The organism is Shinella curvata, assembly GCF_022899935.1.
GTDB lineage: Bacteria > Pseudomonadota > Alphaproteobacteria > Rhizobiales > Rhizobiaceae > Shinella > Shinella curvata.
Genome location: NZ_JALJCJ010000003.1, coordinates 353,720 through 380,612 on the forward strand (window position 1 = coordinate 353,720; position 26,893 = coordinate 380,612).

Consider the following 26,893-nt stretch of genomic DNA (forward strand, 5'->3'; position numbering starts at 1 on the left):
CTCGGGATCGGTCGGGTCAGTCGGGTCCTCGGGATCGGTCGGGTCAGTCGGGTCCTCGGGATCGGTCGGGTCAGTCGGGTCCTCGGGATCGGTCGGGTCAGTCGGATCCTCGGGGTCCGTTGGGTCAGTAGGATCCTCCGGGTCGGTCGGGTCCTCTGGATCGGTCGGGTCGGTCGGGTCCTCGGGATCCGTGGGATCGGTGAGCTCGGAGCGAAGATACCAGTTGTCAGTCTCTGTGCCGGTCCGGTTGCCCTTGAACAGCCGATAGGAATAGGCGCCAGCGACCACCACCGATACGCCACTGATCTCGTAGTCGCCATCAAGGATGAAGGTCCCGTTCGAGACACCGCCGACGGCGATGAGCTCGATGCCCTCGCTCGTTGCTGCCCCCACGCCGCCGACATTGGTCACGCGCAATGTCGATGTGCCTGATGTATCGCCCTGGATATCCAGCCGGTCGGTTGCCGATGTGTCGCCGCCGAGGGTCGTTTCAAGCTCGACGATCCCGTCGTTCCCGGAATAGTCACCAGCAATCGTCACGGTATCGCCCGCACCGCCACCCACCGCAGAGATGGTTCCGGCATTGACCAGATTGCCGCTAACGCTGCTCGTCCCGCTGCCATTGCCGGATGCAAGAAACCGCGTGCCCGCCGCCAGTGAAAGATTGCCGAAGAGGGAGAAGTTGTCGTTGCTCCCATCGAGGACCGAGCCGCCGGTCAGGAAGATGCCGGTCGTCATGTCGCCCGCCGTTCCGACGGTCATCGTGCCGCCGGTGAGGGTCAGGTCGCTGTCGTCGAGATTGACCACACTCCAGTTGGCAATGTCGCTGGTCGCGCGGGTCTCATCCACGGCGCCGTAGACATTCAGTTTATCGATCCCGCCACCACCGCCATCGAGGACGGTCGTGCCGGAGAGGCCGCCTCGCAGGGAAAGCGTGTCGCTGCCCAGCCCCAGATCAATACGCCCATTGACCGTTGCACCGTCGGCGACCGTGACATCGCTATCGCCATCGCCGTTGGCGATGCCATTGCCGGCGGTCGACTCGACCAAGGCGCCGGCCTCGACGTCGATGGTCGTCAGCACGCCGGCAAGCGTCTCCGTCCGGATACCATAGCCGGTGCCGCCAAGAATGTGGCCCGTGACCGAAATCGCTGCCGCATTCGAGGATGCGCCGGCAAGGCTCTGATGGTCGATCTTGATGCCGTTGTCGCCGCCCTGCACGTTGTTGAACGTCGCATCGACAGTCGTGCCGTCGCTCCCTGTCCGAATGCTGGCGCCGTTGCTGTCCGAGCCTATGATTGTCCCGGTGGCGTTGATCGTCGTTGATCCGCTCCCCAGATTGAGAACGAAAATGCCGGACGATCCGCCGGTAGCATCAACCGCATTTATCGTCGCGTCCGTGCTCGACGCGACGCTGTAGACGTAAATTCCATCGGCATCGTCACCGGTTGCACTGCCGGTCGAATCGATCTGAAGCGAGCCGGTGCCCCAATTCTGCGCAATGATGCCAATGTCCTGACCATGGGTGTCTGCGGCCGTGACGCGGATATCGGTGCCATAATTGTCGGCGCGAATCCCGTCTCCGTCTGTCCCGCGTGCCAAACCGGTCGATGTGATGTCGAGCACGCCCGTGGTGTTGTTTCTGGCAAAGATGCCCTGGACCGGCCCTTCCGTATCAACCGCTTCGACTGTCAGGCTGGTCCCGGAGCCCCCCTCGGCGAAGATGCCGGCTGTCCCGAAACCCGTGACGGTCCCCGTCGCAACGATTTTGATGGCGCCGGTGCCGTAGTGAATGATGTTGATGCCGTTGTTTTCGCCCTGTGCGTCATGCACCTGGATGTCAGTATCCTCTCCGTAGTTGTAGGCACGGATGCCGTCGCCGTCGGCACCTGTCGAGGTCACGGACCCGGTCGACACGAGGTTGAGGTTCCCGCTGATATCATTTTCGATGTAAATGCCGTAATCGCCGTTCGTCTCGATCGTGGATGCATAGCCATCCGTGAAGGAGAGGCCGCCGTCTGCGGAAATGGACATTCCGTAGTCGCCGTTCGTGATGCTCAACCCGAAGCCTGGATCCGTCGTGATCGTGAGCGGCCCGCTCTCGTCGAAGAAAGGCATGACATCGGCGCCCGAGGCCGCACCCGAGCAAACGGATACTGCACCCACCGTGCAGCTGCCGGCCATCGCCGAACGTTCCATCTGCAGCGTTATCGTCAGGACATGGGGGATGAGTGCGACACTCGAAAGCAGCCGCATGACGATCGGGCGACGATTGAATGAGCGCTTGTTCTTCTTCACAGAATGCCCCAACAGGCTGGTGCACCGTATGCTGTCGTTACGCTGATACTTCAGACGCTACGTGCGTGTCTTCGAAACAAATCCGGTCGAGACGCCTCATGCGGTCGGCAGGCTCTTGGCAGCCAAGCATCCCATTATGGTTGGCAATTCGTTAACGACGACTGAAGAGCGGCCATTTTACGCAACCAGCGGATGGTAGGCGAACAGACGTATGCCACCGAGCAGGTTGAAGAGCTGGCGGCTGTCGCTACCGACAACGGCGACGGCATTGGAATTTTGCCCGCAATGGCAGGATCAATGCGCGGCCCGCCACGGGAGATATGCGCCAGCCGGGATTTTTCGCAGAAATGGGGGTGCTGCCGAGTTACATATCGCCCGGCATATGCGAGGCCAATCTCCTGCCGGCGCAAGTTCGGGAAAAACGAACACGCCGCCGCAAAACGAAGTAGCTACAGGATCTTATTGAAAAGAATGGCGCACCCGAAGAGATTCGAACTCCTGACCCCCAGATTCGTAGTCTGGTGCTCTATCCAGCTGAGCTACGGGTGCGCTGACAGCGGGGCGTTTGGTGCCCGTCTGTGAGGCGGTTCACTAAAGGGTACTCCGGGTTATTGCAAGCGTCTTTCTCAGAAAAAATGTACTTTTTTCACCGTCCCGTCATATCCGGCCGGCAAGCGCCTGAGAAATCAGGCGCGGTGACGGAAGGCGTCGAGGGGGACGGGGCGGTCGGGCAGCTCGATGCGGAAGAGCGTGCCGGGGGTCGCCTTTTCGACGAGCGCGATCGTGCCGCCATGGGCGAGCACGAGTTCGCGGGCAATGGCGAGCCCCAATCCGGTGCCGCCGGAGCGCACCGAGCCGCGGAAGGCGGCGAAGAGGTTTTCGCGCGCCTTGGCGGGCATGCCGGGGCCGTTGTCGTCGATGGCGATGGACACGACCGCGCCGGTGCGCAGGCCTGTCACCATGACGGCGCGGCGTTCGTCGCCGAGATCCTGCGCCAGTGCCTCCACGGCGTTGCGGCAGAGATTGTGGATGACGCGGAAGAGTTGCTCGCCGTCGGCATCGACCTCCAGGGCGTGCTCGATCTGCACCACGAAATCGATATCACCGCGCGCATCGAGCGCCAGAACCTCCGACACCTCCTGCACGAGGGGACGCAGCGCCACGAAGCGGCGGCGTGGCTCCGGCTCGCGCATGCGGCCATAGGAGAGCACTTCGTTGGTATAGCCCACCGCCCGGTCGATGCTGCGCAGCAGTTTCGGCGCCACGCGCTTGACCACCGGATCGTCCACGTCGGAGAGGCGGTCGGACATCAGCTGTGCCGAAGCCAGGATATTGCGCATGTCGTGGTTGATCTTCGACACGGCCAGCCCGAGATCGGCAAGGTTCTTCTGTTCCTTCAGCGTGCGCTGCAGCGTCTGCTGCATGGCGGCCAGATGGATGCCGGCGACGGCGATCTCGTCGCGCCCGCCCGAGGGCACCAGCACGCGCGCCGGATTGGCGGGATCGGCGGTGAAGGCCTGAATATTTTCCGTCATCCGGCGCACCGGCCGAATCAGCAGGCGGTTGAGCGCGAAGAAGATCGGGCTTGCGGTGACGATGGAGATGATCATCGAGAGGACGAAGACATTGCGGGCATAGGTGAGCATGGCGCGGCGCAGTTTCTGCTCGTCGAGCAGGAGTTCGATGCGCGTGCTCGTCTCGCCGACCGGGCCATAGACCCGGATGACGCGCTTGCCGCCGAACAGCAGCGTGTCGAAAGCGTCGTAGATCGCCGTCGGCAGCGAGACATCGGACAGGTCGAACTGCGCGTCGATGCTCGGCGGCATGTCGAGCGCTGCCACCATGCGCGAGGCATCGGCCTTCTTCAGCACGATTGCCTTGGCGCCCGTCGCCATCAGCGTTTCCTGCTGCACGGAGCGCGGCAGTTCCTGATCCGGCAGCCCCTCTATGACGACGCTGGCGGCCGCCGCCGTGTTCAGGCGGTCGCGCAGCCATTGCAGGCGCATATTGGCAACCGAAGGGGCGAAGATCAGCACCTCCGCGATCATCACGAAGGCGGCGGTGAGCAGCAATAGCCTACCCGACAGTCCGGACAGATATCCGGCCGCCGGCACCGGCGTCTCGGTCAAGGACGCGGATGCGTCTCTGTCCATCATCTCTCAACTCCCGGCGGCACAGTGCTCGGCCAATGGCAGGGGGCGGGAAGCACATCCCGCTCCACCCGCCTTGCAATGCGGTAATTATAAGAGATTGCGGCGATTTTTCCAACGCCGGTTCGAAATGCAAAACGCGGCGGTGTCGCCACCGCCGCGTTTTCATTCTTGCGATCCCTGAAAGGATCAGAACTCTTCCCAATTGTCCTGGGCGACGGCGGCCGTCGCCACGGCACGGTTGCCACCGAAGGCACGGGCGACATTGCCCATCATGCGGCGGGCTGGCGATTCGACCGGGCGGCTTTCGGCGCGGGCGGGCGCCACATACTGCGCGGCATCCCCGGTGCGGAACCGGGCGACGAGATCGGCAAGGCTGTCGGCCTCGCCCTTCAGCTTGTGCGTGGCAGCCGAGGTTTCCTCGACCATCGCGGCATTGTGCTGCGTCACCTGGTCCATCTGGTTGATGGCGGTGCTGATTTCCTGCAGGCCGGTCGCCTGTTCGCGGGCGGCAGTGGCGATCGCATGGATGCGGTCGTTGATGGTGACGACGCGGGTTTCGATGTCGGAGAGCGCCGAACCCGTCTCCTGCACATATTTCACGCCGACGGCCACTTCGCTGCCCGACTTGGTGATCAGGCCCTTGATATCCTTGGCGGCGCTGGCGGCGCGCTGGGCGAGTTCACGCACTTCCTGTGCGACGACCGCGAAGCCCTTGCCAGCTTCGCCCGCACGGGCGGCTTCCACGCCGGCATTCAGCGCGAGAAGGTTGGTCTGGAAGGCGATCTCGTCGATGACGGAGATGATCTGGCTGATCTCGCTGGAAGCCTGCTCGATGCGCCCCATGGCGTCGATGGCGTTGCGCACGATGGCGCCCGACTGCTTTGCGCTCTGCGTCGCCTCGCCGACCATCGAGGTCGCCTCGTTGGCCCGCTCCGTCGAATTCTTGACGGCGGCGGTGATCTCTTCCAGCGCGGCGGAGGTTTCCTCCAGCGCCGCGGCCTGCTGCTCGGTGCGCTTGGACAAGTCATCCGAGGCGCTGCGCAGCTCGCCGGAGTTGGCATTGATGGCATCCGTCGAGCCGCGCACTTCGCGCATGGTGCGCTGGAGCGTGGCAAGCGTCGCGTTGACGTTCTGCTGAAGCTCGGCGAAGGCGCCACGGAACGAACCGTTCATGGTCTGCGTCAGGTCGCCGTCTGCCAGCGAGCCGATCACGCGGCGGGTTTCGGCAATGCCCTCTTCGACGCCGGCGACCAGCTCGTTGACGGAGCGGGCAAAGCGGTTGAGGTCCTCGTTGTGATAGTCCTTGTTGATGCGCGAGGAGAAGTCGCCGGCAGCAGCCGCATGCACGACCGTCGCGATGGAGGACTGGAGATCCGCGCTCTTTTCGCGCAGAACCTGCTCCTGGGCATTGAGATCGCGAACGGTGATGGCGTTCTGGCGGAACACGGCAACGGCAGCGGCCATTTCGCCAATCTCGTCCTGGCGACCGGCATAGGGCACTTCCGTCTCGAGATCGCCGCCGGCAAGGCGGTTCATCGTGTCGGTAACCTTCTGGATCGGGCGGCTGAGTTCGTTGGTCGCGATATAGAAGGCGATGCCGCCGCCGAGCACGAGGCCGGCACCGACCGTGCCGAGAACCAACGTCAGCATAAAGGTCTCGAAGGCCGCGACATCTGCCTTGATCGAGGCCAGATTCTCATAGTCCGTCTTCACGACGGCGTCGATTTCCTGCTGGAAGGCCTTGCGGTTGGCGCGGTTCAGCTCGTTGTTACCCTGCTCGTTGGCGGCAGCAATGGATTCCGTCGTGCCGAGGCGCGCCGTTTCCATGCGGAAGGTGCGGAATTCGGCGGCGCGCGAAACCACGGCGTCGAAGGCGGCCTTCTGAGCTTCAGGAACGATCGGCTGCCACTGCTTGAGCGTCGCGTCGATGCCGTCGAGCTCCTTGGAAATACCTTCGGCAAATTTCTTGGCGCCGTCGGTGTCCTTGGCGGCATAGACGCCGCGGGCTTCCATGACGACGGCAGTGACCTGGCGGTTCAGATGTTCACCGAGGAACGCGCGGTCCGCGGCATTTTCGTACTGATGCAGCTTCTCACTGTATTCCGAAACCACATGAACGGCGATGGCGCCGATCAGGACGGAAATGAAACCCATCACGCCCACGATGAGGTAAATCTTGCCGCGTATCTTCACGTCACACTCCAAAGGCACAAGCAACCACCGGGAAAACGGGCTGGCCGCTATCCCCCATGGAAATAACGGTAAACGCTAAAGGTTAATTAGATTTTGATACAACCACCCTGACACACGGCATTTAAGGCTCTGCTCACACTGCGGCCGCGAAAAATATTGAGGAAAATCAAGAATAAGGCCTGACGCTACGTTAGCCACAAGCGACAAAGCGAAGGAGCTACGCAACCGCAGATGGCTGCGGCCTTAACGAGTGTGACAGTCGGCCCCACGTCAAAGCCGCAATTGACTTCTGGCCGCCTTTGCCCTTATAAGCCGCGCACGTCCGGACAGCCTGGCTTCCCGCGAGGGCAAGCCTATGTCGGACTTTCAACGCTGATTGCGTAAAGCAAAACCCAAGAAGGGCCGCACACCGCGGTATTAAATAAATGACGAAGCGTACCTACCAACCCTCCAAGCTTGTTCGCAAGCGTCGTCACGGCTTCCGTGCCCGCATGGCAACCAAGGGCGGCCGCAAGGTCCTGTCCGCACGCCGTGCACGCGGCCGCGCAAGCCTCTCGGCCTAAGGCCGTTTGTGCCCGAACAGAGGCGACGGGCATATGACGAAAAAAGTTAGACAATCTGCTGTCGGACGGCTGAAAAGCCGTCCGCAGTTTCTTTTTGTGCGTGAGGGCGAGAAGCGCAAGGGACCACTGTTCCTTCTCGAAGTGCGCGACCGGCAGATGCCGGACGAACAGCCCCGCGTCGGCTTCACCGTTACCAAGAAGCACGGCAACGCCGTGGAACGCAATCGCATGCGCCGACGCCTGAAAGAGGCGGTGCGGCTATCGGCCGGGTTTGCAATGGAGCCCGGACACGACTATGTGGTTGTCGCCAGACGGGACGTGCTCGGTGCGTCCTTCAAATCTTTGCAGGCCGGTCTGAAGGATCGGATCGCGGCGCGGCAGAAACAGAAGCAGCAGCGCCCTGCTGCTCCCGGGAAAGAGTGATGGAAAAAAACCGCAATTATTTCGTGGCGATCGCATTGTCCGTGCTGATCCTCGTCGCGTGGCAGTTCCTTTATGTGAACCCCAAGCTGGAAAAAGACCGCGCCGCGCTCGAAGCGCAGCAGGCCGCCCAGACGCAGCAGACGACGGCCGCTGACGGCACCGCGACGACCGTGAACGGCACCCTGCCCGGCGGCGCGGCGACAACCACGACGATGGAGACGCGCGAAGCCGCGCTCGCCCGGTCTGCCCGCATCGAGATCGACACGCCCTCGCTTTCCGGTTCGATCAATCTCACCGGCGCGCGCTTCGACGACCTGAGGCTCAAGGAATTCCACGAGACCGTCGACAAGACGAGCCCGATCATCACGCTGCTCAGCCCCGCCGAGACCGAACACGGCTACTTCGCCGAAATCGGCTATGTCGGCGGCGATGCGACCGGCACGGTTCCCGGTCCGCAGACCGTCTGGACGCAGACGGGCACCGGCAAGCTGACGCAGACAAGCCCCGTGACGCTTACCTTCACCAACGAGAAGGGCATCGTCTTCGTCCGAACCATCTCGGTCGACGAGCATTACATGTTCACTGTCGCCGACAGCATCGAGAACCCAACGGACACGGCCGTTGCACTGTCGCCCTATGGCCGTGCGACGCGCTTCTTCAAGCCGAAGGATCCCTCGGTCTACGTGCTGCACGAAGGCTTCATCGGCGTGCTCGGCGATCTCGGCCTGCACGAAGTGAAGTACTCGGCCACCGAGGAGGACACGACCGTCGCGCCCGGCAAGGCGACCGGCGGCTGGCTGGGCATCACCGACAAGTACTGGGCGACTGCGCTCGTGCCGCCCCAGGCCACCCCCTACGAGACACGCTTCTCGTACTTCACCGACGGCCGCCCGCGCTACCAGGCGGACTACCGCCAGGATGCGATCACCATCGCACCTGGCCAGAAGGCCGACGTCAAGAACCTGTTCTTCGGCGGCGCCAAGGAAGTGCCCGTCATCGACCAGTACAAGACATCCTATGCGATCCCGCAGTTCGACCTGATGATCGACTGGGGCTGGTTCTGGTTCTTCACCAAGCCGATGTTCCAGCTGATGGACTTCATCTACCGCTATTTCGGCAATTTCGGCGTCGCGATCCTGATCACCACGATCATCGTCAAGGCCCTGTTCTTCCCGCTCGCCAACAAGCAGTACGCTTCCATGGCGAACATGAAGAAGATGCAGCCGAAGATGGAGGAGCTGAAGGCCAAGCACGGCGACGACCGCATGGCGCTGCAGCAGGCGATGATGCAGCTCTACAAGGAAGAGAAGATCAATCCGCTCGCGGGCTGCTGGCCTATCCTTCTGCAGATCCCGGTGTTCTTCGCGCTCTACAAGGTGATCTACGTCACCATCGAAATGCGCCATGCCCCGTTCTTCGGTTGGATTCACGACCTGTCCGCGCCCGATCCGACGTCGCTGTTCAATCTCTTCGGTCTTCTGCCCTACGACGTGCCGCACTTCCTGATGATCGGCGTCTGGCCGCTCATCATGGGTGTCACCATGTTCTTGCAGATGCGCATGAACCCGACGCCGCCGGATCCGACCCAGGCGATGATCTTCACCTGGATGCCGCTGATCTTCACCTTCATGCTGGCGACCTTCCCGGCCGGCCTCGTGATCTACTGGGCCTGGAACAACACGCTCTCGATCATCCAGCAGGCGATCATCATGAAGCGCCAGGGTGTCAAGATCGAGCTCTTCGACAATCTCAAGGGATTGTTCGCCAAGAAGCCCAAACCATCGTCCTGACGATTTCAGGATTGAGACACGAACCCCGGCCCAGCGCCGGGGTTTTGTTTTTGGGCTTTCCTTTGGCCGCCCCTAACGCAGCCGCACACCACACACCTCTCGCCCCCTCTGACTCCTCCTGCGGATCTATCTTCATGGCGTGCCTGTGGCGCGAATGGTCGGGTCAGGCCCGACCATGACGGAGGCGAGCTTCCGACTGTCGAACGTCGCCCTGCTTCTCCCTCGATCTATCCGCCAAGCCCGCTTGCGACATCGCCTCGTCGCTGGCATGGAAGCGGTGCGGGCGCATCCCTGTCATGCTCGCGACAACCCCTTTTCTGTGAGCGCCCATGTCCTCCGCCCCTACCCTTCCGGTCACCCCCACCCTCCCGGAAAGCCGCGGCCAGGGTTTTGGCGCGGCCTTGGTGCTGGGCGCGGCCGTTGCCTGGAGCTTCGGCGGCACGCTGGCGCGTTTCCTGCATATCGAGGACGGCTGGACGGTCGTGTTCTGGCGCTCGCTCTTCGCCGCGCTGTTCCTGCTCGGCTTCATGCTGCTGCGCGACGGGCCGCGCGGCACCGTGCAACTCTTCAGGGGCATGGGGCTTGCGGGCATTGCCGTCGGCATCTGTTTTGCCACCGCCTCCACCTCCTTCATCCTGGCGCTCGCCTATACGACCGTCGCCAATGTCATGCTGATCCAGGCGGGCGTGCCGCTGATCGCGGCGCTGATGGCCTGGATGCTGTTTCGCGAGACGGTTGCCACGCACACCTGGATCGCCATTGCCGCTGTCATCGGCGGCGTCGCCATCATGGTGTCGGAATCGCTTGGCGGCGGCACCTCGATGATCGGCGATGCGCTCGCCCTCCTCATCGCCTTCGCCTTTGCCACCGCGACGATCATCACCCGCCGCTTCGCCCATGTGCGCATGACGCCCGCCGTCTTCCTCGGCACGGTCATCGCCGGCGCGACCGCAGCAAGCCAGGCCTCCGGCTTCGCCATCACGACGAGCGAGCTTGGCATCCTCGTCGTCTTCGGCGCGCTGAATTTCGGTCTCGGCCTCGCCCTCTTCGTCACCGGCGCCCGGCTCATCCCCTCGGCGCTCGCCGCTCTGCTCGGCACGTCCGAGACGGTATTGGCACCCTTCTGGGTGGCGCTCATCCATGGCGAAATCCCGAGCACCTACACGGTCGTCGGCGGTATCATCGTGCTGACCGCTCTCATCTGCTATCTCGGCGTCGAGCTCTGGCGACAGCGCCGCGCTTGACTTTCGCGGTCAAAACCCGGAAGCCGGGGCCCTGACAACAAAGGCCGAAGCAATGACCGAGACGACCATACCGGGCGACAAGCCGCTGTTCGGCAGGCCGTGGATCTTCATCCGCGGTGTGCCGGCCATGAAATTCCTGCCGCCGGAGGGCCCGCCGGAGATCGCCTTTGCCGGCCGCTCGAATGTCGGCAAGTCGTCGCTGATCAATGCGCTGGTCGGCCACAAGGGGCTGGCGCGCACCTCCAACACGCCCGGCCGCACCCAGGAGCTCAACTATTTCGTGCCCGACGGCTTTTCCGGCGAGGAAGGTGACATGCCACCGATGGCGCTGGTCGATATGCCGGGCTACGGCTATGCCCAGGCGCCGAAGGAGCATGTCGATGCCTGGACCAAACTGGTCTTCGACTATCTGCGCGGCCGCTCCACGCTGAAGCGCGTCTATGTGCTGATCGACAGCCGCCACGGCATCAAGAAGAACGACGAGGAGGTCTTGACCCTGCTCGACAAGGCCGCAGTCTCCTATCAGGTCGTGCTGACCAAGACCGACAAGATCAAGGATGCCGGCGTACCGCGCCTCATCGAGGAAACCCGGCTGAAGATCGTCAAGCGGCCGGCTGCCTTCCCGGAAGTGCTCTCGACATCCTCGGAAAAGGGCCGCGGCCTCGACGAATTGCGCAACGCCATCCTGACCGCCATTGAGCGTTAAGAAGGGCCATACGCATGAAAAAGGCCGCCGGAAGACCGGCGGCCAGGGCTGGCAAAGGACTGGTTATCCCGCGTGGGTCCGTTAAGCGCGGGACCTTGAGGCTCAGGCCTTCGGCAGCAGAACCTTGTCGATGACGTGAATGACGCCATTCGACTGCTTGACGTCGGCGATCGTCACGGTCGCGACACCGCCCGTTTCGTCGGTCAGGGTAATCTTGTCGCCGTCCATCTTGGCCGTCAGCATGCAGCCGCCGACCGTCTTGACCGGATGCGCACCGCCATCGTCCTTGATCATCTTGCCGATCGCATCCGACATCGCATCGGCCGCCACGACATGGCAGGTCAGTACCTTGGTGAGCTGGTCCTTGTTTTCCGGCTTAAGCAGCGTATCGACCGTACCGGCCGGCAACGCCTCGAAGGCTTCGTTGGTCGGCGCGAAGACCGTGAACGGACCCTTGCCGGACAGCGTTTCGACGAGGCCGGCGGCCTTCACGGCGGCGACCAGCGTCGTGTGATCCTTCGAATTGACGGCGTTTTCGACGATGTTCTTTTCCGCGAACATCGGCGCACCGCCGACCATCGGGTTCTCGGCATGGGCGGCAAAGGTGCCGAGTGCGAGGACCGAAGCAATGGCGGCGGTGCGGAGCGTGAAACGGATCATGGTGGGTGGTCCTTCTTTTCGGCCCGCGGAATGCGGGTCCTCCCGATTGCGATGCCCATCAGGCGATCCTTGTGAGCAACGGGCGTTTCGGAAAAAGAGTTTCAGACCGGGCGATCTTTTTTGGAAATGTCTGGTTTCAAAACAAAAAAGCCGCGCAAGGCGCGGCTTTGGGGGAGGCTATATCCCGTCAGTCGAAGCGGGCAGCGCCTGAGGCAATGACGGGGCCGGTCACGGCGCCCGTCGGCGACCCACCGAAGGGCTCGACGCTGACGGCCAGCACGGCGCCCTGCACCAAACGGCCACGCATGACGGCGGGCACGGCCAGCTCTCCCTCGCCGGTCTGCGGCAGCACGCCGAGCGAGACCGGCGACTTGCCGTCCTCGACGAGCCACAGCTCGAGCGACTTTTCCTTCTCCTTGCCGGCCGCGACGGGCGTGATGCGCAGCGCGCCATTGGCCTCGTCGTAGCGGGCAACGAGATTAATCGTCGCGTTCTCGCCTGCGAGATCCGCCACCAGCCGGCCACCGCTCATCGGGCGCGGCGCCAACAGCGTGCTCATCGACAGCGCAAGGCCGATGGACGTCACCAGCGAGGCAAGGGCGAGCGAGCGCCACAACGCCAGCGAATTCCAGAACCCGCCGGCCACCTTGCCGGAGAAGGCCGCATCTGGCGGCGCAGCACCCAGGATACGCTGCTCGATGGCGGAATAGGCGCGCGGCGGCGGTTGCAGCGCCTCGTAATCGTCGTTGAAGGTCGAGAGGTTTTCTTCCCAGCGGTTCACCATGGCGGCAAACTGGCGGTCCTTCGCAAGCCGCGCCTCTACGTTGCGGCGGTCTTCGGCCGAAAGCACCCCGAGCACATATTCGCCGGCGATCACCTCGTCGCGGCGGGGGTCTCTCATCTCTTTGTCGGGCGCCGTCATCGGCTCATGCACTCTCTCAGTTTCAGCAGGCTTCGACGAAGCCAGGTTCGCATCGTGTTCAAGGGCACGCCGTGGATTTCGGCAAGCTCTTCATAGCTCAGACCCTCTATATAGGCACGCCGAACCGCCAATGCCCGGTCGGGCTCCAGCGTTTCCATGCAACCATCGATCCGGCGGCCCTCCGACCTGAGCACGACCGCCTCCTCCGGCGTCATGAGCGGGTCGGCGATATCATAGGCTGCATCGATATCCGATGCCACCGGTCTTCGCGCCCTGACGAGATCGATCGCCTGATTTCGCGCAATCGCCGCAAGCCATGCCATCGGGTTGGTCTCGCTTTCCACATAGCGGTCGGCGCGCTGCCAGATTTTCACATAGACGTCCTGCAATGCCTCTTCCGCCTCGCTTCTATCCCGCAGAATACGGAGACAGATGCCGAAAAGTTTCGACGCGCTTTTTTCATAGAGCACGGCGAACGCCTTGCGGTCCTTCAGGGACACACGGCCAATCAGATAGGATATGTCGCTGCCGACCACATGCGGCTCCCGTTTGCTTGGGGCAAAGCCTTTTTCACGCCCTACGCAGCAATGTGGCCGGCGGATCATTCCATCGTCACAAAACATGCGTTAAACAGGCGCCCATCCAATCCGACGAGGCCGCCATGTCCCTATCCGAAAGCGAAACCCAAGCCCGCCTTCTCGCCCAGGCCCTGCCCTATATGCAGCGCTACGAGAACAAGACCATCGTGGTGAAATACGGTGGCCACGCCATGGGCAATCCGGAACTGGGCAAGGCTTTCGCCAGCGATATCGCGCTTCTCAAGCAGTCGGGCGTCAACCCGATCGTCGTGCATGGCGGCGGCCCGCAGATCGGCGCAATGCTGACGAAGATGGGCATCGAATCGAAGTTCGAAGGCGGCTTGCGCGTCACCGACCAGAAGACGGTCGAGATCGTCGAGATGGTGCTCGCCGGCTCCATCAACAAGGAGATCGTCGCCCTCATCAACCAGACCGGCGAATGGGCGATCGGCCTGTGCGGCAAGGACGGCAACATGGTCTTCGCCGAGAAGGCCAAGAAGACCGTCGTCGATCCCGACAGCAATATCGAACGTATCCTCGATCTCGGTTTCGTCGGCGAGGTGGTGGAAGTCGACCGCACGCTGATCGACCTGCTCGCCAAGTCCGAGATGATCCCGGTCATCGCCCCCGTCGCACCCGGCCGCGACGGTCATACCTACAACATCAATGCCGACACCTTCGCCGGAGCCATTGCAGGTGCGCTGAACGCCACGCGCCTGCTGTTCCTGACCGACGTTCCCGGCGTGCTCGACAAGAACGGCCAGCTCATCAAGGAATTGTCGGTCGGAGAGGCCCGCGAACTCATCAAGGACGGCACGATTTCCGGCGGCATGATCCCGAAGGTCGAGACCTGCATCGACGCCATCAAGGCCGGCGTGCAGGGCGTCGTCATCCTGAACGGCAAGACCGCCCATTCCGTGCTGCTCGAAATCTTCACAGAGCACGGCGCCGGCACGCTGATCGTGCCCTGATACGCTCTGCCGGCGGCCCTGCGCCGCCGGTGTCCTACCAGAAGAGCAGGCCGAGGATGCCGCAGACGATCAGCAGGCATCCCACCACTTCCGTGCGGTTCACCCGCTCGTGGAACAGGAAGTAGGAGGCCATGAAGGTGAAGACGAGCTCGATCTGGCCGAGCGCGCGCACATAAGCGACCTGCTGCAGGCTCATCGCGGTAAACCAGCAGGCAGAGCCCAGCACCCCGGCAATGCCCACCAGCGCCGACGAACGCCAGCTCCGCAGCACCTGCACGATCTCTTGTTTGTCCTTCCACAGCATCCAGACCAGCATGAAGGCCGTCTGGAAGGTGGTGACGCAGGCGAGCGTCACGGCCGCGTTCATGATCGGACCGGGACCGTCGAGCGACAGGGACGCGCTGCGATAGGCGACGGCCGAGACACCGAAGACCGCGCCCGAGGCGATACCGATCAGCGCGGTGCGGCTGGTCAGCGCCGCAAACGTGTTGCGCCAGGAGAGCGGCGCGCGGGCAATCGAGATCAGCATCACCCCGATGACGCCGACGACGATGGCGATGACGGCGCCGAAAGTGATGCGCTCGCCAAGCAGCACGAAACCGAAGATCGCCGCCTGCACCGGCTCGGTCTTGGAATAGGCCGTGCCGACGGCGAAGTTGCGGAGCGAGAAAAGATAGACCAGCAGCATGGTCGCGAAAATCTGCGCCAGACCGCCGATCACAGCCCAGAAGGCAAAGCTCCAGTTGAGCGTCGGAAAAGCAAGCCCCACACCCCAGTGCAGCACGACGGCATAGAGGATCGCCAGTGGAAAGCCGTAGCCGAAGCGCACGAAGCTCGCGCCGCGCGTGCCGAGCTTGCCCTGAAGGTGTTTTTGCAAGGCCGAGCGCAGGTTCTGCAGGAAGGCGGCGGCGATGGTGATGGGGATCCAGAGTTCCATGCCTTGCCGCTAGCATGCAGGTTGCCGCAAATCCATCATCTGCATGGCCCGACCGCGAAAATTCCGTTTTCCTCGACGATCCTCCGTGCCATAAGACGCCCTATGAGCGATCTTCCGAACAAAGCCGATTTTTCCGCCGTGCGTGACTGGGTTTTCGACCTCGACAACACGCTGTATCCGCACCACGTCGATCTTTTCGCCCAGATCGACCAGAACATGACGGGTTACGTCTCGGCTCTGCTCGGCCTGTCGCGCGAGGATGCACGCGCGCTTCAGAAGCAATATTATTACGATCACGGCACGACGCTGAACGGCCTGATGATCCACCACAAGATCGATCCGGCCGACTTCCTGGAAAAGGCGCATGCCATCAATTACGGCGTGCTGTCGCCAGATCTGCCGCTCGGCGAGGCGATCCAGGCGCTGCCCGGTCGCAAGTTCATCTTCACCAATGGCAGTGTGAAACACGCCGAAATGGCAGCGAAGGCGCTCGGCATCTTCCACCATTTCGACGATGTCTTCGATATCGTGGCGGCCGAATATGTGCCGAAGCCGGCAGGCGCGACCTATGACAAGTTCATGGCTTTGCACCGGGTCGATACCCGCCACGCCGTCATGTTCGAGGACCTGCCGCGCAACCTCGTCGTGCCGAAGACGCTCGGCATGAAAACCGTGCTACTCGTGCCGCAGGACGACAACCACGAATTCGTCGATGCCTGGGAAAAGCGGACCGACGGAGACCAGCATATCGACTATGCGACCTCCAACCTCACGGCCTTCCTCAACGCGCTTCTCTAATTAAGCCCGACACATTCCGGACACGTAAAAAACCCTTTTCGACCAAAGGGTTGAATTACCAATTTGTAACTGGCCCCAGCCGGCGTTCCCTCTATCCTGTCTTTCAAGGGACATGATGGATGAAAGGAACGACCATGGCTAAAAAGGAACTTCTTCTCGGCGCCGTCGCCGCCGGCCTTCTTCTCTCCGGTGCTGCGGCACCCGCTTTCGCCGCCAAGGGCGAAGGCAAACACCATCCGCGCCATGCCGCGATGATCGAGCGCCTCGATACCAACAACGACGGCAAGGTCTCGCTCGACGAGTTCAAGGCCAATGTCTCCGCCGCCTTCAAGGCCTTCGATGCCGATGGCAATGGCCAGGTGACGAAGGACGAGATCAAGGCGCGTCACGCGACCTTCAAGGAGGCCCGCAAGGCCGTTCGCGATGCTGCTGACGCCGACAAGGACAAGGCCCTCCAGGCACTTCATGCCGCCGGCCCCTTCATGCTGCCCGGCATGGGCAAGATGTTCAGCCGGACCGATACGGACAAGAATGGCTCGCTCTCGCAAGCCGAAGTGCTCGCCGCGGCGGACACAATCTTCGCGCGCCGTGACAGCAACAAGGACGGCGCCCTCGATACGGCGGATGCCGGCGCGGTGAAGGGCAAGGGCCATCCCGGAAAGGGCCACAGCAAGGGTGGCGAAGAGCGCGCCGAACGCATGCTGAAGCGCCTCGATGCCGATGGCGACGGCAAGGTCTCGCAGGCCGAAATGCTGGCTCAGGCCAACAAGACCTTCGAGCGCTTCGATACCGACAAGAACGGCGAGGTTTCCAAGGCGGAAGTCGATGCCAGACGGGACGCTTTCCGCGATGCCCGCAAGGCGTTCCGCGAGGTGAAGTCGACCGACGACGAAGCCCGCAAGGCCGCTCGTGAAGCGCTTGGCGAAGCCCGTATGGACCGCATGGGCGCCCGTATGTTCGAGCGCGCTGACGCCGACAAGAACGGCACGCTGACCAAGGCCGAAATGGAGACCGCCGCCGCCACGCTGTTCAAACAGCGCGACCGCAACGGCGACGGCTTCCTCACACAGGACGAAATCGGCAAACGCCACAACCGGTGACCATTCCTGGCAGAGCACGTCCAACTGGAACGCCCCGGCTTTGAAACCGGGGCGTCTTTTTTCAGCAAGAGTACGGTTCGGCCGAAGCTGCATCGGCTACCGGTCAGAATGCATCGCCAACAAAAAAGGCCGGCGTCTCCGCCGGCCTTTTCGTTCATTAATGCCACGGCTCAGAATTCTTCCCACTCATCCTGTGCGAGTGCCGTGTTGCCGGCGACCTGCGGGATGGAACGGGCGGCCTGGCGCGGGGCCTGATAGCTGCTGCGCGACACAGCCTGCGGGCGGCTGGCCTGCTGCACGGGCTGGTGCGCGGCCATGGCGGCAGCGCCGGCGCGGAAGCGGGAAACCAGCGACTTCAGCGTCTGGGCCTCGTCGTTCAGTGCCATGGAGGCGGCTGTGGTCTCCTCCACCATCGCGGCGTTCTGCTGCGTCACCTGGTCCATCTGGTTGACCGCCGAATTGATCTCCTTGAGGCCGACGGCCTGCTCGGAAGCCGACGACGAGATCTGGCGGATCAGACCATTGATCTGGATGACCTGTTCGGCGATGTTTTCCAGCGCATATCCGGCCTTGCCGACGAGATCGACACCATCGCGGACCTGCACCTCGGAGGTGTTGATCAGCGTCTTGATCTCCTTGGCCGCATTGGCCGAACGCTGGGCAAGCTCCCGCACTTCCTGCGCGACAACCGCAAACCCCTTGCCCGCCTCACCGGCGCGCGCCGCTTCGACGCCGGCATTGAGCGCCAGCAGGTTGGTCTGGAAGGCGATATCGTCGATCACCCCGATGATGTTGGAGATTTCGCGCGACGAGTGTTCGATGCCGTGCATGGCGGCGATCGCCTTCTGCACGACCTCGCCCGACTTGCTGGCGTCGTTGCTGGCCGTCTCGACGGACTTTGCGGCGACGCGGGCGTTGTCGGCGCTGGAATTGACCTGTGAGGTCAGCTCGTCGAGCGCCGCGGCGGTTTCTTCCAGGCTTGCGGCCTGCTGCTCGGTGCGGTGCGAAAGATCGGCCGCGCCCTTGGAGATTTCGCCGGTGCCGCCGCCGATATTGCCGACCGACGCGTTGACCGTCTGGATCGTCTCCTCGAGGCTGGCGATGGCCGAGTTGAAGTCGGTCTTGAGCTTGCCGTACTCGCCGGGGAAATCTCCGGAAAGGCGGAACGTCAGGTTGCCGGAGGAAAGCTGCGCGAGGCCATCGCCAAGGCGGGCGACGATGTCGCGCTGCAAGGCGCTCGACTCGGCACGCTCGGCTTCCGAACGGCCACGCTCGGCCTCCGTCAGCTGGCGCTGGCTGTTGGCTTCGGCTTCGAGGCGCTTGGTGTCGGCCAGCTGGTGGCGGAAGCCTTCCAGTGCCTTGGCAACCGAACCCGTCTCGTCCGAGCGATCCTGACCGGCGATCGGCTGGGTATAGACGCCGTTGCTCAGCGTTGCGACGTCGGCAACCAGCCCAGCAAGCGGCTTCTGAACGAAGGCGCGTACGGCAAAGTAGAGGCCCGCGAGCACGGCGCCGAGAACGATCAGGCCGCCGATGATCATCATAAAGGTCTGATCCTGCACCGGCGCGTTGATCGCGGCGCGCGGCACGTCGACAATGACCGCCCAGGTCGTGTTGATGTCAGGCAGCGCGAACGGATAGACAACGCGGTCGAAGGACGCGAGTTCGCCGAAGGTGAGGTTGGCGATATGGCCGACCTTGCCGGTTGCCAGCGAATCCTTGACGACCTCGTTGCCTTCGCCGTCATACTCCTTCATCAGCAGCTCGACCGTCGGCGCGACGATCCACTTGGCGCCCTGGGAAACCAGCATGACGCGGCCTTCACCGAAAGGCTTCAGCTGGCTGAGCTTCTCGTAGAGGGTCTTCAGCGACACGTCGACGCCGGTGACGCCGATCATCTTGCCGTTCACATTAACCGGATAGGCGATGGAGGCCATCGTCAGGCCGTCGCCGGTGGATGTTTCCTGATAGGGCTGGCTCATGGCACCCTTGCCGCTCTTGGCAGCGAGGCCGTACCAATCGGCCTTGTAGTCGGATTCGAAGGTCGACAGCGTGATCGAGCCGTCCTTGCGCTTCGTCCAGTAGGGGTTGAACGAGCCGTCCTTGAACGTGCCCGTCTCCAGCTGCTCCGCGGTCTCGCGCGACTTGCCGTCGAAGGCGTTCGGCTCCTCGGCGAACCAGCTGCCGAGCGCGAAGCTGTTCTTTTCGGTGTTGGCCTTGAGGATGGCGACGACGTCCTTGCGTTCCAGGAAGCCGGCCGCGTGGCCCTGCTCGATCACGCCCCCCATGGCGCGGGCCGCCCCCGCGAGCGCGCCGATATCGGCGGCGATGTCGGATGCGATCGCCTTCGCCTCGGTATCGGCCTGCGCATAGACGAGATCGGACACGCGGCTCTGGGTCTGACTGATGAGAACGGTGTTGGAGGCGAGCATCACCAGGGCGATCGTGCCGCCGGTGACGGCGATGAGCTTCGTCGCAAGCGACTTGGCCTTGAACTTGAACATGAAATCCTCACGATGATAGACGTCCGCGGCGGACGGCCGCGAAGAAGCACATGCACTTGGGCTTGGGGATCTCCATCATGGAGGGCGGGGCGCAGGACCAGCGCCAGAGACGGCCCGCTCCCTTCAAGGTGCGGTGTCTGAAGACTTCAGTAACCGATAAAATATTAATAAATAACCAAGCGCTAACGCCACGAAATGGCTCAAGCGATTGAATTATCAGGCGTCGCAGCGCATGCGACACCTGATTTTCCATCTGCGAAATTCTACTGCCGTAACAGTTGTGTAACGCTTCTAGATCTTTGCATCGACGGTTGCGGCAAACGGGATCGAGGGCTGAGCACCGGGCTTGAGGCAGGCGAGCGATCCTGCGACGGAGGCGCGACGCAACGCATCCTTGAAAGCAAGGCCGGCGTCGAGCGACGCGGCAAGATAGCCGCAGAACGTATCGCCCGCCCCCACCGTATCGACCGGCTCGATGGCGAGGCCGGCGGCGCGGAAAATCTCCCCCTTGCGGATGGCGATGACACCATCTGCACCGAGCGTCACGATGATCGTCTGGCTGCTTTCGGCGTGCAACGCGCGCAGGGTCGCCTCGCGCGCCTCGTCCGACAATTCTCCATTGCCGACATACAGATCGAATTCGGTCTCGTTGGCGACAAGGATATCGGCCATGGCGCCGAGGCGGCGGGCTTCCGCGCCGAAGGGGGCGATGTTGACGATCGAGGTGACGCCCTTCTGCTTGGCGGCGACAAGGGCCGCCTCGATGGAGGTGTGCGGGATTTCGAACTGGAGCATCAGGTAGTCGCTGCGCGTCATGCCACCAACGGTGCGCCTGGCATCGTCTTCGGTCACCGTACCGTTGGCACCGGGCACCACGACGATGACGTTCTCGCCATCATCTTCAGCGACAAGAATATGGGCCGTTCCGGTGGCATCGGCGGCATAACGCACACCGTTGAGATCGACGGCGGCATCGGCGAGCAGCGCGAGTGCCTGACTGCCGAGGCGGTCGTCGCCGACGGCGCCGGCCATGCGCACCATCGAGCCGGCACGACGGGCGGCGAGCGCCTGGTTGGCGCCCTTGCCGCCGGCAGCGGTGGTGAAGCTGGTGCCCATGACGGTTTCACCGGGCTTCGGCAGGCGTTCTGGCGTGGCGATGAGGTCCATGTTGATGGAGCCGAAGACGGTGATCATGAGCGTTGCCCCTGTTGTTTCCGCCGGACACTGCCCGAGGCGGTCAGTCTTCGTCAACTATCCTCAGGCGCAACTGGCCCGACCGGCTTTCAACTGTTGTTTCCGCCTGTGGAGAAGGCACTGAAATCGCCTCGAATTCCAGCTCGCCGATGCGTGCGCCGCGACGCGCAAGCTTCTCCGTCGACGTGAGAATCAGATCCACATCCTTCTGTGCCGAGGTGAAATGACCGTGCAGCTTGCGCACCCGGTCGTCGAGCCGCGTCAAATCGTCCATCAGCCTGACGACCTCGCCCTGGATGACGTGGGCCTGCTCGCGCATGCGCTGATCCTTCAGCAGCGCCTGCAGCACCTGCACGGAGAGCATCAGCAGCGAGGGCGAGACGATGACGATGCGGGCGCGGTGCGCCTTCTGCACCACAGCCTCGAAATTCTCGTGGATGCTGGCGAAGATCGATTCAGAGGGCACGAAGAGGAAGGCGGTGTCCTGCGTCTCGCCGGTCAGCAGATATTTTTCGGCGATATCGCGGATATGGATTTCCATATCACGGCGAAACTGCTGGGCGGCAACCTTGGCCGCCTCCGGCGAACGCCCGTCCGACATGGCGTTCCAGGCTTCCAACGGAAATTTCGCATCGACGACGAGCGGCGGCTGGCCGTTCGGCATGCGGATGGTGCAGTCGGGGCGAACGCCGTTGGAAAGCTGCGCCTGGAACTGGTAGGCGCCCGACGGCAGGGCGTCGGCGATGATGGTCTCCATGCGCGACTGGCCGAAGGCGCCGCGCGTCTGCTTGTTGGAGAGAATGGCCTGCAAACCGACGACATCCTTCGCCAGCGATTGGATGTTGGTCTGGGCCGTGTCGATGACGGCAAGACGCTCCTGCAGGCGGCGCAGATTCTCATGCGTCGCGCGGGTCTGTTCGGAGATCGACTGGCCGAGGCGCTGGGTCAGCCCGTCGAGCCGCGTGTTGATCGCCTGATTGGTCTCCGACTGCTTGGCGCCGAAGACCTCGGCCATGGCGGCGACACGCCCTTGCATTTCCGTCTGCGCCTTCAGAAGCTCGGTGAACCGCAGCTCCGCCATCGCGGCCTCTGCGCGCTGGCGCGCCTGGCTGCGGCGCGCCGACAGCAGGCCGAAAATGCCGAGAAGCAAGGCCGCAAGCAGCGCCAGCACCGGGCCGGGACCACCGAGCCGTGCGAGCAGAGAGGCGACGAGACTATCGAAGGAAGGATCAATCATGCGGCGACCATACCATGGCTTGGCGCGGAAACCAGATCATAACGTGAACAAATTCAAAGCATCGGCCGCGCTGGAGCAGCCAAGCCGATTGAAAGCGCAAAAAAACCGCGCTAAGGAGGCGCATGACCATCAAGCCGCTGATTATCCTTCCCGATCCGATCCTTCGCCAGATTTCGAGCACAATCGAGACCATCGACAGCGAGGTGAAGAAGCTCGCCGACGACATGCTGGAAACCATGTACGATGCCCCCGGCATCGGCCTTGCCGCGATCCAGATCGGTGTCGCGCGCCGCATGCTCGTGCTCGACGTGTCGAAGGATGGCGAGGACAAGCAGCCGCTCGTCTTCATCAACCCGGAAATCGTCGCCTCCACGGATGCACGTTCGGTCTATGAGGAAGGCTGCCTGTCGATCCCGGATTATTATGCCGAGGTCGAGCGCCCCGCCGGCATCACCGTCAAGCATCTCGACCGCGATGGCAAGGAGCAGCTGACGGAAGCCGACGGCCTGCTCGCGACCTGCCTCCAGCACGAGATCGACCACCTGAACGGCGTTCTGTTCATCGACCATATTTCCAAGCTGAAGCGCGAAATGGTGATCCGCAAATTCACCAAGGCGGCGAAGATGCGCGGCAGCAAGGCGCTCTAAGGCACTTTCGCCTTTTATAGAACGGAGGCTGACCTATGGCCCTTCGCATCATCTTCATGGGCACGCCGGACTTTTCCGTTCCGACGCTAGCGGCCCTGAAGCAAGCCGGCCACGAGATCGTCGCCGTCTATTCGCAGCCACCCCGCCCCGCCGGCAGGCGCGGCCTGGAACTGGTGAAATCGCCGGTGCATCAAGCCGCCGAACTGCTCGGCATTCCCGTCCGCACGCCCGTCAATTTCCGCGAAGAGGCCGACCGCGAAGCGTTTCGCGCACTGGATGCCGATGTCGCCGTCGTCGTCGCCTATGGGCTACTCTTGCCGGAGGCGATCCTCTCGGGCACGCGCCTCGGCTGCTACAACGGCCATGCCTCTCTCCTGCCGCGCTGGCGCGGCGCTGCTCCCATCCAGCGGGCGATCATGGCCGGCGATGCCGAAACCGGCATGATGGTCATGAAGATGGACAAAGGGCTCGACACCGGTCCCGTCGCGATGACCAGCCGTATCGCCATCACCGATACGATGACGGCGGGCGAGCTGCACGACAAGCTGATGCAGGCGGGCGGAAAGCTGATGGCGGAAGCCATGGGCAAGCTCGAGGCCGGTGACCTGCCGCTAACGCCGCAGGCCGACGACGGCGTCGTCTATGCCGCCAAGATCGACAAGGCCGAGACGCGCATCGATTTCTCCCGTTCGGCCAGGGACGTGCACAACCATATCCGCGGCCTCTCGCCCTTCCCCGGTGCCTGGTTCGAGCTGCCGATTGCCGGCAAGCCGGAACGCGTGAAGGTTCTGGCAAGCGCGCTTGCCGCTGAAACGACCGCCAAGCCGGCCGGCACAGTGGTCGACGACCATCTGACCGTCGCCTGCGGCGATGGCGGCACGGTACGGCTCGTGCGCTTGCAGAAGGCCGGCGGCAAGCCGCTCGATGCCGGCGACTTCCTGCGCGGCACGCCGGTCGCGGCCGGTCAGGTCCTCGCCTGATGCCGCGCTATCGCCTGCGCATCGAATATGACGGCACGCCCTATGTCGGCTGGCAGCGGCAGGACAACGGTCCCTCCGTGCAGGGCGCCATCGAGGCGGCAATCCTGTCGCTGACGGGCGAGACCGTTTCGATCCGCGGCGCGGGGCGCACGGATTCCGGCGTGCATGCCATGGGACAGGTCGCCCATGCTGATCTTTCCCGCGACTGGAAGGAACACACGCTGCGCAACGCGCTGAACGCCCATCTCGGCATGGCGGGCGAGCGCGTCGCCATTCTCGATGCGGCGGAAGTGCCCGATGATTTCGACGCGCGGTTTTCCGCAAAGAAGCGGCACTATCTCTATCGCATCATCTCCCGCAAGGCGCCGCTGGCGTTGGAAGCGAACCGCGCCTGGTTCGTCGCGAAAGAGCTCGACCACGAGGCGATGCATGAAGCCGGGCAGATGTTGGTCGGTCGGCACGACTTCACGACCTTTCGCGCCGCGCAGTGCCAGGCGAACAGCCCGATCCGCACCATCGACCGGCTGGAGGTGACGCGCAGCGGCGATCTGATCGAGATGCGCGTCTCGGCCCAGAGTTTCCTGCACAACCAGATCCGCTCCTTTGCCGGCACACTGAAACTGGCCGGCGAAGGCAAATGGACGGCGGACGATGTGCGCACGGCACTCGAAGCGCGCGACCGCAAGGCCTGCGGCCCCGTAGCGCCGCCGGATGGGCTCTACTTCATGGCTGTGGATTACTAAGCCGGCAGCGTGCCGAGCAGACCCTGCAATTCCTGCCCAGCGATCATCGGTGGCAGCACGAAGATCGCCGTGATGGCCGCGGCCAGCAGCGTCTGCTTGCCGACGCACATCCAGACCAGCCGGAATTGCAGCACGACGCTTGCGCCGAAGACCACATAGAGCAGCAGGCCGGCAAAGGGCGCGCTGGCCGGCAGGACCAGCGTCAATGCGAAGGGTACGGCCGCAGCATAGGCGAAGGGCACGGCAATCCAGTTGCTTGCCGTCACGACGGTCGCGAGATACTTGCCGTAGCCCAGGGGGCGGGCGAGCACGGCCAGCAACACCAGCGGCAGCAGCCAGCCGACGAGATCGATGAAAGCGAGCTTCACGAAGAAATTGGCACCCGCAGCCGTCTCCGCCGGCATGCCGGCGAGGTAATAGAGCCGCCACGAGGCCCAGATGACCGCGAAGGCGGGCAGGCACCAGACGACCGCCCAGAACGAGCGGGCAAAGCCGCGCATCGTCAGATCCAGCCAGCCGAACCCCTCCTGCTTCTGTTTCAAAAGCAGCAGGACGCCAGTCAGATAGTAAAGGACTTCATCAAGTCCGGGCATCGCCGAACCAGCGCTGGAGGAAGGTCTCATAGATCACGGTCAGCGTTTCCAGATCGGCGACAGCGACACGCTCGTCCACCATATGCATGGTCTGGCCGACGAGGCCGAATTCCAGCACCGGGCAATAGTCCTTGATGAAGCGCGCATCCGACGTGCCGCCCGTCGTGGACAGTTTCGGCGCGCGGCCGGTGACGGCTTCAACGGCGCCGGACATCGAGGCGATCAGGCTGTTGTTGCGCGTCAGGAAGACATGGCTCGGGCGCTCGGCCCAGGTGATGTCGTAGGAAAGCGGCGCGCGGCCGGGACGCATCTTCTCGTCGGCGGCCGCGGTATCGAGCCGGCGCACGATCTCACCCATCACGGTCTCGGCCGTCCAGGTGTCGTTGAAGCGGATGTTGAAGCTCGCCGTCGCCTTGCCCGGCACGACATTGGTCGCGCGGTTGCCGACGTCGATGGTCGTGACTTCGAGGTTCGACGGCTGGAAGCTCTCCGTGCCCGCATCGAAGGGCGGATACATCAGGGCGTCCGTCAGAGCGACGACGCCGCGCACGGCATTGTCGGCCAGATGCGGATAGGCGGCATGGCCCTGCACGCCCTGCACGGTGATCGTGCCGGAGACGGAGCCGCGCCGGCCGATCTTGATCATGTCGCCGAGCTGGTCGGGATTGGTCGGCTCGCCGACGAGGCAGGCGTCCCAACGCTCGCCGCGTTCGGCGGCCCATTGCAGGAGCTTGATCGTGCCGTTGACGGCAGGACCTTCCTCGTCGCCGGTGATGAGGAAGGAGACCGAGCCCTTCGGCGGTCCGTGTTTTTCAATATGGCGGGCGACGGCGGCGACGAAGCAGGCGATGCCGCCCTTCATGTCGACGGCGCCACGGCCGTACATCTCGCCATTGGCGATCTCGGCGCCGAACGGGTCATGCGTCCAGGCGGCCGCATCGCCGACCGGCACGACATCCGTATGGCCGGCGAACATCAGGTGCGGTCCCTCGGTGCCGATGCGGGCATAGAGGTTCTCGATATCCGGCATGCCGGGTTCTGTCGCGACCATGCGCTCCACCGTGAAGCCGAGCGGCTCCAGCATGGCGGCAAGCGCGGTCAGCGCGCCGCCTTCGGCTGGCGTCACGGAGGGGCAACGGATGAGCGTGGCGAGATTTTGGATCGGATCGGCAGAGGTCATGAGGCACGCGGTCACGGCATGAGAACAGGAAGAATCGAGATGTAGCGACCGGCCGGGGATTTGTCACGTGCGGCCAAGGGCAGCGAGCGTCAGTCCTTCGGACGGTTGGGCACGCGGCCATAGTCATTGGCGCCATTCGTGCCGGGCCAGACGAGGAAAGCGATGAGCGCGAAGAAGGAAATGGCGGGTATGAACAGGCAGATGATCAGCGCCACCGGCAGGTTCATGTCGTGCAGCCGCTTGATCGTCAACAGGATGGAAGAGACTGTCGAAGCGATGCCGACGCCGACGAAGACGAAGGACCAGAACAGGAAGGACGGGTCTTCCTTGGGCACCATGACGATCTGCGTCAGCGCGGCCGAGAGCAGCATCAGCCAGAAGGCCCAGCCGAGCGCGAAGGGCGCACGGCTAAGACGGCCGGACCAGCCGAAGAAGAGCCAGGTGAGGCTCGGCCCCTGCTCCTCGACTGTCGCCATGGC

24 protein-coding genes and 1 tRNA gene are annotated in these 26,893 nt (G+C 63.3%); 11 read left to right on the plus strand and 14 right to left on the minus strand.

Annotation, left to right across the window (positions count from 1 at the left end):
• From MUU55_RS29315 to MUU55_RS13245, 4 genes are all read right to left on the minus strand, one after another.
• A partial coding sequence (locus MUU55_RS29315; protein WP_244761213.1) for an autotransporter outer membrane beta-barrel domain-containing protein occupies positions 1 to 2,298 on the minus strand: 2,298 nt, incomplete at its 3' end.
• A gap of 472 nt (positions 2,299 to 2,770) precedes the next feature.
• Positions 2,771 to 2,847: transfer RNA gene (locus MUU55_RS13235), tRNA-Arg, on the minus strand.
• A gap of 137 nt (positions 2,848 to 2,984) precedes the next feature.
• Positions 2,985 to 4,454 carry a sensor histidine kinase gene (locus tag MUU55_RS13240; protein WP_244761214.1) on the minus strand — a complete coding sequence of 490 codons (1,470 nt, stop codon included), beginning with the start codon at positions 4,452 to 4,454 and terminating at the stop codon, positions 2,985 to 2,987.
• A 183-nt stretch (positions 4,455 to 4,637) separates the two neighbouring features.
• A complete protein-coding gene (locus tag MUU55_RS13245) occupies positions 4,638 to 6,644 on the minus strand; it encodes a methyl-accepting chemotaxis protein (RefSeq protein WP_244761215.1) in 2,007 nt (668 codons plus the stop codon).
• A 425-nt stretch (positions 6,645 to 7,069) separates the two neighbouring features.
• Between MUU55_RS13245 and rpmH the strand changes: the two genes are divergently transcribed.
• From rpmH to yihA, 5 genes are all read left to right on the plus strand, one after another.
• Positions 7,070 to 7,207, plus strand: coding sequence for a 50S ribosomal protein L34 (gene rpmH, locus MUU55_RS13250; protein WP_083242913.1), 138 nt, complete (start codon positions 7,070 to 7,072; stop codon positions 7,205 to 7,207).
• A 33-nt stretch (positions 7,208 to 7,240) separates the two neighbouring features.
• On the plus strand, positions 7,241 to 7,630 hold the full coding sequence (gene rnpA / locus MUU55_RS13255; RefSeq protein ID WP_244761216.1) for a ribonuclease P protein component: 390 nt from the start codon (positions 7,241 to 7,243) through the stop codon (positions 7,628 to 7,630).
• Complete coding sequence (yidC, locus tag MUU55_RS13260) at positions 7,630 to 9,420, plus strand: membrane protein insertase YidC (protein WP_244761217.1); 1,791 nt, start codon at positions 7,630 to 7,632, stop codon at positions 9,418 to 9,420. Before rnpA ends, yidC begins: the two co-directional genes overlap by 1 nt.
• Before the next feature lie 329 nt (positions 9,421 to 9,749).
• Positions 9,750 to 10,664 carry a DMT family transporter gene (locus tag MUU55_RS13265; protein ID WP_244761218.1) on the plus strand — a complete coding sequence of 305 codons (915 nt, stop codon included), beginning with the start codon at positions 9,750 to 9,752 and terminating at the stop codon, positions 10,662 to 10,664.
• 52 nt (positions 10,665 to 10,716) lie between these two features.
• Positions 10,717 to 11,370, plus strand: coding sequence for a ribosome biogenesis GTP-binding protein YihA/YsxC (yihA, locus tag MUU55_RS13270; protein WP_244761219.1), 654 nt, complete (start codon positions 10,717 to 10,719; stop codon positions 11,368 to 11,370).
• 102 nt (positions 11,371 to 11,472) lie between these two features.
• On the opposite strand, the gene MUU55_RS13275 is transcribed toward yihA, so the two are convergent.
• The 3 genes from MUU55_RS13275 to MUU55_RS13285 all read right to left on the minus strand — a co-directional run bounded on the left by MUU55_RS13275 (position 11,473) and on the right by MUU55_RS13285 (position 13,488).
• Entirely contained in the window at positions 11,473 to 12,030 is a 558-nt protein-coding gene (locus MUU55_RS13275; protein ID WP_244761220.1) for a fasciclin domain-containing protein, read from the minus strand.
• A gap of 187 nt (positions 12,031 to 12,217) precedes the next feature.
• Positions 12,218 to 12,952 carry an anti-sigma factor gene (locus tag MUU55_RS13280; protein WP_244761221.1) on the minus strand — a complete coding sequence of 245 codons (735 nt, stop codon included), beginning with the start codon at positions 12,950 to 12,952 and terminating at the stop codon, positions 12,218 to 12,220.
• Positions 12,949 to 13,488 carry a sigma-70 family RNA polymerase sigma factor gene (locus MUU55_RS13285; RefSeq protein ID WP_244761222.1) on the minus strand — a complete coding sequence of 180 codons (540 nt, stop codon included), beginning with the start codon at positions 13,486 to 13,488 and terminating at the stop codon, positions 12,949 to 12,951. Before MUU55_RS13285 ends, MUU55_RS13280 begins: the two co-directional genes overlap by 4 nt.
• A 125-nt stretch (positions 13,489 to 13,613) precedes the next feature.
• Between MUU55_RS13285 and argB the strand changes: the two genes are divergently transcribed.
• Positions 13,614 to 14,501: an acetylglutamate kinase gene (gene argB / locus MUU55_RS13290; RefSeq protein WP_244761223.1), complete on the plus strand. Its 888-nt coding sequence runs from the start codon at positions 13,614 to 13,616 to the stop codon at positions 14,499 to 14,501.
• A gap of 34 nt (positions 14,502 to 14,535) precedes the next feature.
• On the opposite strand, the gene MUU55_RS13295 is transcribed toward argB, so the two are convergent.
• Positions 14,536 to 15,438: a DMT family transporter gene (locus tag MUU55_RS13295; RefSeq protein ID WP_244761224.1), complete on the minus strand. Its 903-nt coding sequence runs from the start codon at positions 15,436 to 15,438 to the stop codon at positions 14,536 to 14,538.
• Positions 15,439 to 15,540: 102 nt separating this feature from the next.
• On the opposite strand from MUU55_RS13295, the gene MUU55_RS13300 reads away from it, so the two are divergent.
• Positions 15,541 to 16,236: a pyrimidine 5'-nucleotidase gene (locus MUU55_RS13300; protein WP_244761225.1), complete on the plus strand. Its 696-nt coding sequence runs from the start codon at positions 15,541 to 15,543 to the stop codon at positions 16,234 to 16,236.
• A 134-nt stretch (positions 16,237 to 16,370) separates the two neighbouring features.
• The gene (locus MUU55_RS13305) at positions 16,371 to 17,336 is read left to right on the plus strand and encodes an EF-hand domain-containing protein (protein ID WP_244761226.1); all 966 of its coding nucleotides are present in this window, start codon (positions 16,371 to 16,373) and stop codon (positions 17,334 to 17,336) included.
• A 170-nt stretch (positions 17,337 to 17,506) separates the two neighbouring features.
• Here MUU55_RS13305 and MUU55_RS13310 read toward each other — a convergent pair whose 3' ends face one another.
• From MUU55_RS13310 to MUU55_RS13320, 3 genes are all read right to left on the minus strand, one after another.
• Complete coding sequence (locus tag MUU55_RS13310; RefSeq protein WP_244761227.1) at positions 17,507 to 19,840, minus strand: methyl-accepting chemotaxis protein; 2,334 nt, start codon at positions 19,838 to 19,840, stop codon at positions 17,507 to 17,509.
• Between the two features lie 291 nt (positions 19,841 to 20,131).
• Positions 20,132 to 21,034, minus strand: coding sequence for a ribokinase (locus tag MUU55_RS13315; protein ID WP_244761228.1), 903 nt, complete (start codon positions 21,032 to 21,034; stop codon positions 20,132 to 20,134).
• Between the two features lie 43 nt (positions 21,035 to 21,077).
• The gene (locus MUU55_RS13320) at positions 21,078 to 22,271 is read right to left on the minus strand and encodes a DNA recombination protein RmuC (RefSeq protein WP_244761229.1); all 1,194 of its coding nucleotides are present in this window, start codon (positions 22,269 to 22,271) and stop codon (positions 21,078 to 21,080) included.
• Between the two features lie 122 nt (positions 22,272 to 22,393).
• On the opposite strand from MUU55_RS13320, the gene def reads away from it, so the two are divergent.
• The 3 genes from def to truA are packed head-to-tail and all read left to right on the plus strand — an operon-like array spanning position 22,394 to position 24,641.
• Positions 22,394 to 22,918 (plus strand): peptide deformylase, encoded by a 525-nt coding sequence (gene def / locus MUU55_RS13325; RefSeq protein WP_244761230.1) that lies wholly within the window; start codon positions 22,394 to 22,396, stop codon positions 22,916 to 22,918.
• 35 nt (positions 22,919 to 22,953) lie between these two features.
• Positions 22,954 to 23,898, plus strand: a complete 945-nt coding sequence (gene fmt, locus MUU55_RS13330; protein ID WP_244761231.1) for a methionyl-tRNA formyltransferase — start codon at positions 22,954 to 22,956, stop codon at positions 23,896 to 23,898.
• Entirely contained in the window at positions 23,898 to 24,641 is a 744-nt protein-coding gene (truA, locus tag MUU55_RS13335; RefSeq protein ID WP_244761232.1) for a tRNA pseudouridine(38-40) synthase TruA, read from the plus strand. The genes fmt and truA overlap by 1 nt, the downstream gene beginning before the upstream one ends.
• Here the strand turns inward: truA and MUU55_RS13340 are convergent.
• From MUU55_RS13340 to MUU55_RS13350, 3 genes are all read right to left on the minus strand, one after another.
• On the minus strand, positions 24,638 to 25,234 hold the full coding sequence (locus MUU55_RS13340; RefSeq protein ID WP_244761233.1) for a hypothetical protein: 597 nt from the start codon (positions 25,232 to 25,234) through the stop codon (positions 24,638 to 24,640). The genes truA and MUU55_RS13340 overlap by 4 nt on opposite strands.
• On the minus strand, positions 25,221 to 26,414 hold the full coding sequence (gene dapE / locus MUU55_RS13345) for a succinyl-diaminopimelate desuccinylase (protein WP_244761234.1): 1,194 nt from the start codon (positions 26,412 to 26,414) through the stop codon (positions 25,221 to 25,223). The genes MUU55_RS13340 and dapE overlap by 14 nt, the downstream gene beginning before the upstream one ends.
• An 89-nt stretch (positions 26,415 to 26,503) precedes the next feature.
• Positions 26,504 to 26,890, minus strand: a complete 387-nt coding sequence (locus MUU55_RS13350) for a DUF805 domain-containing protein (RefSeq protein WP_244761235.1) — start codon at positions 26,888 to 26,890, stop codon at positions 26,504 to 26,506.
• Positions 26,891 to 26,893: the final 3 nt, after the last annotated feature.

Bases quoted from the DNA above. Each gene is read 5' to 3' on its own strand.
- rpmH (WP_083242913.1), top strand. From the start codon at position 7,070: ATGACGAAGCGTACCTACCAACCCTCCAAGCTTGTTCGCAAGCGTCGT.
- def (WP_244761230.1), top strand. From the start codon at position 22,394: ATGACCATCAAGCCGCTGATTATCCTTCCCGATCCGATCCTTCGCCAG.
- MUU55_RS13340 (WP_244761233.1), bottom strand. From the start codon at position 25,234: ATGCCCGGACTTGATGAAGTCCTTTACTATCTGACTGGCGTCCTGCTG.
- MUU55_RS13280 (WP_244761221.1), bottom strand. From the start codon at position 12,952: ATGACGGCGCCCGACAAAGAGATGAGAGACCCCCGCCGCGACGAGGTG.
- rnpA (WP_244761216.1), top strand. From the start codon at position 7,241: ATGACGAAAAAAGTTAGACAATCTGCTGTCGGACGGCTGAAAAGCCGT.
- dapE (WP_244761234.1), bottom strand. From the start codon at position 26,414: ATGACCTCTGCCGATCCGATCCAAAATCTCGCCACGCTCATCCGTTGC.
- truA (WP_244761232.1), top strand. From the start codon at position 23,898: ATGCCGCGCTATCGCCTGCGCATCGAATATGACGGCACGCCCTATGTC.
- MUU55_RS13350 (WP_244761235.1), bottom strand. From the start codon at position 26,890: ATGGCGACAGTCGAGGAGCAGGGGCCGAGCCTCACCTGGCTCTTCTTC.
- MUU55_RS13295 (WP_244761224.1), bottom strand. From the start codon at position 15,438: ATGGAACTCTGGATCCCCATCACCATCGCCGCCGCCTTCCTGCAGAAC.
- MUU55_RS13265 (WP_244761218.1), top strand. From the start codon at position 9,750: ATGTCCTCCGCCCCTACCCTTCCGGTCACCCCCACCCTCCCGGAAAGC.
- MUU55_RS13320 (WP_244761229.1), bottom strand. From the start codon at position 22,271: ATGATTGATCCTTCCTTCGATAGTCTCGTCGCCTCTCTGCTCGCACGG.
- yihA (WP_244761219.1), top strand. From the start codon at position 10,717: ATGACCGAGACGACCATACCGGGCGACAAGCCGCTGTTCGGCAGGCCG.
- MUU55_RS13275 (WP_244761220.1), bottom strand. From the start codon at position 12,030: ATGATCCGTTTCACGCTCCGCACCGCCGCCATTGCTTCGGTCCTCGCA.
- argB (WP_244761223.1), top strand. From the start codon at position 13,614: ATGTCCCTATCCGAAAGCGAAACCCAAGCCCGCCTTCTCGCCCAGGCC.
- MUU55_RS13310 (WP_244761227.1), bottom strand. From the start codon at position 19,840: ATGTTCAAGTTCAAGGCCAAGTCGCTTGCGACGAAGCTCATCGCCGTC.
- MUU55_RS13300 (WP_244761225.1), top strand. From the start codon at position 15,541: ATGAGCGATCTTCCGAACAAAGCCGATTTTTCCGCCGTGCGTGACTGG.
- MUU55_RS13240 (WP_244761214.1), bottom strand. From the start codon at position 4,454: ATGATGGACAGAGACGCATCCGCGTCCTTGACCGAGACGCCGGTGCCG.
- MUU55_RS13315 (WP_244761228.1), bottom strand. From the start codon at position 21,034: ATGATCACCGTCTTCGGCTCCATCAACATGGACCTCATCGCCACGCCA.
- yidC (WP_244761217.1), top strand. From the start codon at position 7,630: ATGGAAAAAAACCGCAATTATTTCGTGGCGATCGCATTGTCCGTGCTG.
- MUU55_RS13305 (WP_244761226.1), top strand. From the start codon at position 16,371: ATGGCTAAAAAGGAACTTCTTCTCGGCGCCGTCGCCGCCGGCCTTCTT.
- fmt (WP_244761231.1), top strand. From the start codon at position 22,954: ATGGCCCTTCGCATCATCTTCATGGGCACGCCGGACTTTTCCGTTCCG.